This window comes from Paraburkholderia sp. WS6 (assembly GCF_030464835.1).
Lineage (GTDB): Bacteria > Pseudomonadota > Gammaproteobacteria > Burkholderiales > Burkholderiaceae > Paraburkholderia > Paraburkholderia madseniana.
Genome location: NZ_JALQCK010000059.1, coordinates 41,505 through 48,757, shown reverse-complemented (window position 1 = coordinate 48,757; position 7,253 = coordinate 41,505). Strand labels below are relative to the sequence as shown.

Below are 7,253 nucleotides of genomic sequence, written 5' to 3'. Positions count from 1 at the left end.
CCGCACAGGGGCAACGCTAATAGACCACTAACAATTCAAGGAAAGGCCAACACCCCAAGAACACTGACAACAAGTGCCGAGCAGACTACAAAACCCTCGCGATCAGCGACAAAACCATCGAAACCACAAGCGTCGACATAAACGGAAACGGGTACTCCCGCCCGAAGAGGCGCAACGTAACATCACCAGGCATCCGCCCAATCCCGATCTTCCTGAGCCACGGCCAGCAGGCCGACAACACCGCCACCGCAACAAACGTAGTCAACAGCCAGCGGATCATCGCCAATCCCTAAGGCAAAAAATCACAACGTATGTGACCGGTCGCCGCCGGAAAACACCTGCAGCGTGTCATCCAGCCCGCGCGAAAACGCGATCACCTTGAACAGCTCACCCATCTCCGCCTCGGACAACAACTTCTGGACCGCATTCGCCGCAGGCAAAAACTTCGCCGTGTCCGCTGGATCGAGCGCCGACAACGTCTCGGTAATCCCCGCGTTCAACAAGAACCGCGCTTGCGACGTGAACCCCAACAAATCCGCACCAGCCTCGACGCCGGCTTCGGCGATGCCGGTAAATTCCACGTGCGCGGTAATGTCCTGCAAGCCCGGATAGACAAACGGGTCACCATGCGCCCGGTGCCGGTAATGGCACATCAACGTGCCCTGCGCGCGTTGCTCATGGTAGTACTCGTGGCGCGGAAAACCATAATCGATGAAGAACGCCGCGCCACGCGTGAGCATCGTGCAAATGGTCCGCGTGAATGCACGGGCGGCGTCGTGCGTTTCGGTGACGTAGTCGACACCGGTAGTTTCGATCTCAGCCAGAAGCGCAATGTCCGCAGCCTCCGATACCAACCGGTCGTCGAACGCAAAGGCCTCGTCGCGCCACGTCACGCCGCGTTCGTGCCAGGCGCCGCCGGTAAAGGCGAAAAGCCGTACGGGCATCGCGTCCAACACTTCGTTGCCGATCACCACGCCTTCGAATCCTTCCGGCAACGCGTCCAGCCAGCGCACCTTCGCGGCCAGCGCCGGTGCCGTGGCTTCGATCGTCTCGCGTTGGCGTTCGCGCAACTCACCGGACAAATCCACGATCGAGTAGCTGTCGAATTCGACGCCCAGCGCGTCGAGCGCATTCAGCAAGCCGGCGGCGAGTTTCCCCGTACCGGCGCCGAATTCCATCAGCTCGCGCGTGCCGCTCGCCTCCAAGGCCTCGGCGAGCGGGCGCGCCAGCGTCGCGGCGAATAGCGGCGACATTTCCGGCGCCGTGACGAAGTCGCTGCCGTCGTCGCCGCGCAGGCCGAATTTGCGGGCGCCGCCGCTGTAATAGCCGAGTCCCGGCGCGTAAAGCGCGCGCTCCATGTAGCGGTCGAATGGCAGCCAGCCGCCTGCCGCTTCGAGCTCCGCGCGGACCTGTGCGACCAGCGCTTCGGACTGCGCAAGCGCGCTCGGGCCGGGAGCAGGTAAACTATCGGGTTGGTGAGCTTTCGGATTCATCCCCGCATTGTAAATGACCGCCCCTCTGGACACCGCCGCCGCCCGCGCGCCTGAAACGCCGCGCATCGTGCTGATTACCGGCGCCGCCCGCCGCATCGGGCGCTCGCTCGCGCTCGGCTTCGCCGCGCGTGGCTGGGACGTGGCGGTCCACTACGGCGCGTCGCGGGAGGCGGCTGACGAAGTAGTCGCGGAAATCGTCGCCCTTGGCCGTCGGGCGGTGGCTTTGCACGCGGAATTGGGCGACGAGGCCCAGGTCGAGCAGCTTCTGCCCGCCTGTATGGCCGCGCTGGGCCGCCCGTCGTGTATTGTCAACAACGCCTCGCGCTTCGAAGAAGACACGGCGCAGAACGTCGGTTACGACCTTCTGCTGAAGCTGACCGCGATGAATCTCGGCGCGCCGCTCGTGCTGGCGCGTATGCTGTTCGAGGCCACGCCGGAAGCCGCGCGCACCGATGAAAGCCAGCGCGGCGTGGTCATCAATGTGCTGGACCAGAAGCTGTACAACATGAACCCGGACTACCTGTCCTACACGCTGTCGAAAGCAGCGTTGCAGACAGCGACGGTTGCGCTGGCGCAGGCGTTGGCGCCGAAAGTGCGCGTGGTCGGGCTTGCCCCTGGTCTGACGATGCAATCCGCCGATCAAACGCCGGCTGGTTTTGAAGAAGCTCACCGTGCTACGCCTTTGGGCCGCGCGTCGCGGCCGGAGGATATTGTCGCCGCCGCGCTGTATCTCGCCGATGCAGCGGGCGTCACCGGAACGACGCTGGTGGTCGACGGCGGGCAGCACCTCGTGCCGCTGCCGCGCGACGTTATGTTTTTGACGGGCGCCTGAAGCGCGTGCGTACTGGTTGCCGGGTGAACCGGCGGCCGCCCGCGCCTTGAAGCGCCCACTTGAGTGCTCCGCACTCTTTTTTCGACTGGAACGAACATGTTTGCCGCTCTTTCGCATCCCCGGCTCGCCGATTGCCGCCGGCTCTTTCTGCGCAATTACGAAGTGCACATCAACATCGGCGTGCACGACTTCGAAAAGCGCGGCGAACAGCGCGTCGTGATCAACGTCGAACTGTTCGTGCCGCTCGCGCTGTCCACGCCGGTTCAGGACAAATTGAACGAAGTGGTCGACTACGACTTCATGCGCTCGACCATCGCGCGCCGCGTCGAGCAAGGTCATATTCACCTGCAGGAAACCCTCTGCGATGACCTCGTCAAGGCGCTCCTCGCTCATCCGCAGGTGCGCGCCGTGTGCGTGTCGACCGAAAAGCCGGACGTTTATCCCGACTGCGACGCTGTGGGCGTCGAAGTTTTCCGTATCAAAGAGGATTGAGCCATGAATGCTCAGGAAATCCTGAACGACACCGCGGCCCCCGAGGCTGTGCAGGCCGGACACGCCTCAGCGGTCAAAGCGCCGCTCACGCGCCGCGAGCAGAAAGAAGCCTACGAGAACAACAAGCTGTTCAAGCGGCTCGCGCGCCAGGTCGGTGAGGCGATCGGCGACTTCAACATGATCGAGGAAGGCGACAAGGTGATGGTGTGCCTGTCGGGCGGCAAGGACAGCTACGCGATGCTCGAAATCCTGATGCGGCTGCGCGAACGCGCGCCGATCAACTTCGACATCGTCGCAGTGAATCTCGACCAGAAGCAGCCGGGCTTTCCGGAGCACGTGCTGCCCGAGTACCTGAAGCAACTCGACATTCCGTTTCACATCGAGAACCAGGATACGTACAGCATCGTCAAGCGGCTGGTGCCGGAGGGCAAGACAACCTGCTCGCTGTGCTCGCGCTTGCGTCGCGGGATTCTGTATCGCGTGGCGGGCAAGCTCGGCGCGACCAAGATCGCGCTCGGCCATCATCGCGACGACATTCTGCAAACGCTGCTGCTCAACATGTTCTACGGCGGCAAGCTGAAGGGCATGCCGCCCAAGCTGCAATCAGACGACGGCAAGAATATCGTGATCCGTCCGCTCGCTTACGTGAAGGAAACCGATCTGGAAAAGTACGCGGAGTTGCGCGAATTCCCGATCATTCCGTGCAACCTGTGCGGCAGCCAGCCGAACCTGAAACGCGCGGAAATGAAGGCGCTGATCCGCGATTGGGAGAAGCGTTTCCCGGGCCGCATCGAGAACATGTTCAATGCGTTGTCGAACATCGTGCCGTCGCATCTGATGGATCACAAGCTGTTCCCGTTCGCCGGCCTGCGTGCAAGCGGCGAGGCCGATCCACAAGGCGATATCGCCTTCGACGAGGAGCCGTGTTCGACCGATTCCGGCGAGGGCGCAACCTTCAACGGATCGAAGCCGATCTCGATCGTTCAGTTCGACGATATGTAACCAGGCCGTGAAGTGCCCTGAAATCAAAGGTTTCCGGGTGATTCGGCAGGGTAATAAGGCCGCGCGAGCGGCCTTATTCGTTATAGGCCGCATGATAGAATCGTCGGCTCCAAACTTGTCTGATTGCCGACGCCATGAACATCGTGATTTTGGCGGCAGGCACCGGTAAGCGCATGCGGTCCGCGCTTCCCAAGGTGCTCCATCCCCTGGCTGGCCGGCCGCTCCTCGCTCATGTCATCGACACTGCTCGTGCGCTCAAGCCCACGCGTCTGGTCGTAGTGGTCGGTCATGGCGCCGAAGCCGTGCGTGAAGCGGTAGCGGCGCCGGATGTCCAGTTCGCCGCGCAGGAGCAGCAACTCGGCACGGGTCACGCCGTGCAACAGGCGTTGCCGCTGCTCGATCCGTCCGAACCCACGCTGGTGCTGTACGGCGACGTGCCGCTCACGCGCGCCAGCACGCTGCTGGCGCTGACCGATCGCGCGGGCCGAGGCGGCTACGGTGTTCTCACCGTCACGCTCGACGACCCCAGCGGCTACGGCCGCATCCTGCGCGATCAGCACGGCAAGGTGTCGCGCATCGTCGAACAGAAAGACGCAACGCCCGAGCAGCTCAAGATCGCCGAGATCAACACCGGCATCATCGTTGCGCCGACCGAGCGTCTGGGCGCATGGCTCGCCGCGTTAAAGAACGACAACGCGCAAGGCGAGTTCTACCTGACCGACGCGGTCGAGATGGCGATCGAAGCCGGACTCGAAGTCGTCACCACACAGCCTGACGAAGAGTGGGAAACGCTCGGCGTGAATAGCAAGCAGCAGCTTGCCGAACTCGAACGGATTCATCAGCACAATGTCGCCGAGACTCTGCTGGTGGCCGGCGTGACGCTTGCCGATCCGGCTCGAATCGACGTGCGCGGCACACTCGAATGCGGCCGCGACGTCTCGATCGACGTGAACTGCGTGTTCGAAGGCCGCGTCACGCTGGCTGACAACGTGACGGTCGGGCCGAACTGCGTGATCCGCAATGCGACGATCGGCGCCGGTACGCGCGTCGACGCGTTCACGCATATCGAAGGCGCCGAAGTGGGTGCGAACGTCGTGCTCGGCCCTTATGCGCGGCTGCGTCCGGGCACGTCGTTGCAGGATGAGTCGCACGTCGGCAACTTCGTCGAGGTGAAGAACTCGGTGCTCGGTCATGGCTCAAAGGCGAACCATCTGACGTATATCGGCGATGCGGATGTCGGGGCGCGCGTGAATATCGGTGCGGGTACCATCACCTGTAACTATGACGGCGCGAACAAATTCCGCACGATCATCGAAGACGACGTGTTCGTCGGTTCGGACACGCAACTCGTTGCGCCCGTGCGCGTCAAGCGCGGCGTGACGATCGCGGCGGGCACCACGGTCTGGAAGGATGTCGAAGAAGACATGCTGGTCCTGAACGATAAGACTCAAACAAGCAAGTCGGGCTATGTACGCCCGACCAAGAAGAAAAGTTGATGGGCGTGACGCGCGCATGAAGCGCGCTCCCTGAAACCCAGCACTGAAAAGGAATAAGCCATGTGTGGCATTGTCGGCGCGGTTGCGCAACGTAACATCGTTCCCGTCCTGATCGAAGGACTGCGTCGCCTCGAGTATCGCGGCTACGATTCGTGCGGCGTGGCGGTACTCGGTAGTGATGGGCCGCGTCGTGCTCGCAGCGTCGCGCGCGTGGCCGATCTGGATGAGCAGGTGCAGGAGAGCCACCTCGAAGGCATCACGGGTATCGCGCATACGCGCTGGGCGACGCACGGCGCGCCGGTAACCGACAACGCCCACCCGATCTTCTCGAAAGATGCGCTCGCGTTGGTACACAACGGCATCATCGAGAATTACGAGTCGCTGCGCGAAATGCTGCGGTGCAAGGGTTACGTGTTTGTCTCGCAGACCGACACAGAGGTTATCGCTCACCTGATTCACAGCCTGTATCGCGGCGATCTGTTTGCCGCGGTGCGCGAAGCGGTCGGGCAATTGCACGGCGCGTACGCGATCGCGGTGCTGCATAAGGATCAGCCGCATACGGTGGTCGGCGCGCGGCAAGGCTCGCCGCTGGTGGTTGGGCTCGGCAACGGTGAGAACTTCCTCGCGTCAGATGCGCTGGCGCTTGCCGGCAGCACCGAACGCTTCATCTTCCTCGAGGAAGGCGACGTTTGCGAACTGTCGCTCGAGGGCGTGCGTATCGCCGATCGTGACGGTTACGAAGCGCAGCGCGAAGTGCGCCAGGTCGCGGCGTATGGCGGCGCGGTCGAACTCGGCCCGTATCGCCACTTCATGCAGAAGGAAATTTTCGAGCAACCGCGTGCGATTACGGACACGATCCCGCAAGGCGATTCGTTCGACGCGGCGCTATTCGGCGACGGCGCGGGGAAGGTGTTCGCGGACATCGACAACCTGCTGATTCTCGCGTGCGGCACGAGCTATTACTCGGGGCTGACCGCGAAGTACTGGCTCGAGTCGGTCGCGAAGATCCCGACCCAGGTGGAAATTGCCAGCGAGTATCGCTATCGCGAGTCGGTGCCGAATCCGAAGTCGCTGGTGGTGGTGATCTCGCAGTCGGGCGAAACGGCCGATACGCTGGCGGCGCTCAAGCATGCGCAGTCGCTGGGGCATAAACATACGCTGGCGGTGTGCAATGTCGGCACGAGCGCGATGGTGCGCCAGACGGAGTTGTCGTTCCTCACGCATGCGGGTCGCGAGATCGGTGTGGCGTCGACCAAGGCATTCACGACGCAACTGGTGGCGCTGTTCGTGCTGGCAGCGACGCTTGGAAAGCTGCGTGGGCAGGTGAGCGCGGAGCAGGAAGCCGAGTATCTGAAGCAGTTGCGCCACCTGCCGGCGGCGTTGAATAGCGTGCTGGCGCTGGAGCCGCAGATCATTGCGTGGTCGGAAGAATTTTCGCGCAAGGAACATGCGTTGTTCCTCGGGCGTGGCCTGCATTATCCGATCGCGCTCGAGGGTGCGTTGAAGCTGAAGGAGATTTCCTATATCCACGCGGAAGCGTATCCGGCCGGCGAGTTGAAGCACGGGCCGCTGGCGCTCGTGACTGAAGCAATGCCGGTGGTGACGGTGGCGCCGAATGACGCGCTGCTGGAGAAGCTGAAGTCGAATATCCAGGAAGTGCGTGCGCGTGGCGGTGAGCTTTATGTGTTCGCGGATGCGGATACAAAGATCGTCAATGACGAAGGCTTGCATGTGATCCGGATGCCGGAGCACTATGGCTTGCTGTCGCCGATCCTGCACGTGGTGCCGCTGCAGTTGCTGGCTTATCACACGGCTTGTGCGCGAGGCACGGACGTGGATAAGCCGCGGAACCTGGCGAAGTCGGTCACGGTGGAGTGAGGGTGATAGGCCGCTATCGCTCGCATCATGCTGAAAAAACGGTCGCCTGAGGGCGGCCTT

The 7,253-nt window shown here is 62.6% G+C and carries 7 protein-coding genes; 5 read left to right on the top strand and 2 right to left on the bottom strand.

Annotated elements, in window-relative coordinates; all coding sequences use genetic code 11:
• Nucleotides 1–85 precede the first annotated feature (85 nt).
• Nucleotides 86–280 (bottom strand): DUF2905 domain-containing protein, encoded by a 195-nt coding sequence (locus M0D64_RS40850; RefSeq protein WP_171928508.1) that lies wholly within the window; start codon nt 278–280, stop codon nt 86–88.
• A 22-nt stretch (nt 281–302) separates the two neighbouring features.
• Complete coding sequence (locus M0D64_RS40845; protein WP_266261833.1) at nt 303–1,493, bottom strand: class I SAM-dependent methyltransferase; 1,191 nt, start codon at nt 1,491–1,493, stop codon at nt 303–305.
• Between the two features lie 13 nt (nt 1,494–1,506).
• Between M0D64_RS40845 and M0D64_RS40840 the strand changes: the two genes are divergently transcribed.
• From M0D64_RS40840 to glmS, 5 genes are all read left to right on the top strand, one after another.
• On the top strand, nt 1,507–2,325 hold the full coding sequence (locus M0D64_RS40840; protein WP_266238872.1) for an SDR family oxidoreductase: 819 nt from the start codon (nt 1,507–1,509) through the stop codon (nt 2,323–2,325).
• Nucleotides 2,326–2,421: 96 nt separating this feature from the next.
• Complete coding sequence (locus tag M0D64_RS40835; RefSeq protein WP_074281934.1) at nt 2,422–2,817, top strand: dihydroneopterin aldolase; 396 nt, start codon at nt 2,422–2,424, stop codon at nt 2,815–2,817.
• Between the two features lie 3 nt (nt 2,818–2,820).
• Nucleotides 2,821–3,819 carry a tRNA 2-thiocytidine(32) synthetase TtcA gene (ttcA, locus tag M0D64_RS40830; protein ID WP_266261832.1) on the top strand — a complete coding sequence of 333 codons (999 nt, stop codon included), beginning with the start codon at nt 2,821–2,823 and terminating at the stop codon, nt 3,817–3,819.
• A 134-nt stretch (nt 3,820–3,953) separates the two neighbouring features.
• Nucleotides 3,954–5,315: a bifunctional UDP-N-acetylglucosamine diphosphorylase/glucosamine-1-phosphate N-acetyltransferase GlmU gene (gene glmU / locus M0D64_RS40825; RefSeq protein WP_266261831.1), complete on the top strand. Its 1,362-nt coding sequence runs from the start codon at nt 3,954–3,956 to the stop codon at nt 5,313–5,315.
• Nucleotides 5,316–5,375: 60 nt separating this feature from the next.
• Nucleotides 5,376–7,193: a glutamine--fructose-6-phosphate transaminase (isomerizing) gene (glmS, locus tag M0D64_RS40820; RefSeq protein WP_266261830.1), complete on the top strand. Its 1,818-nt coding sequence runs from the start codon at nt 5,376–5,378 to the stop codon at nt 7,191–7,193.
• Nucleotides 7,194–7,253: the final 60 nt, after the last annotated feature.

Bases quoted from the DNA above. Each gene is read 5' to 3' on its own strand.
- glmU (WP_266261831.1), top strand. From the start codon at position 3,954: ATGAACATCGTGATTTTGGCGGCAGGCACCGGTAAGCGCATGCGGTCC.
- ttcA (WP_266261832.1), top strand. From the start codon at position 2,821: ATGAATGCTCAGGAAATCCTGAACGACACCGCGGCCCCCGAGGCTGTG.
- M0D64_RS40835 (WP_074281934.1), top strand. From the start codon at position 2,422: ATGTTTGCCGCTCTTTCGCATCCCCGGCTCGCCGATTGCCGCCGGCTC.
- glmS (WP_266261830.1), top strand. From the start codon at position 5,376: ATGTGTGGCATTGTCGGCGCGGTTGCGCAACGTAACATCGTTCCCGTC.
- M0D64_RS40850 (WP_171928508.1), bottom strand. From the start codon at position 280: ATGATCCGCTGGCTGTTGACTACGTTTGTTGCGGTGGCGGTGTTGTCG.
- M0D64_RS40840 (WP_266238872.1), top strand. From the start codon at position 1,507: ATGACCGCCCCTCTGGACACCGCCGCCGCCCGCGCGCCTGAAACGCCG.
- M0D64_RS40845 (WP_266261833.1), bottom strand. From the start codon at position 1,493: ATGAATCCGAAAGCTCACCAACCCGATAGTTTACCTGCTCCCGGCCCG.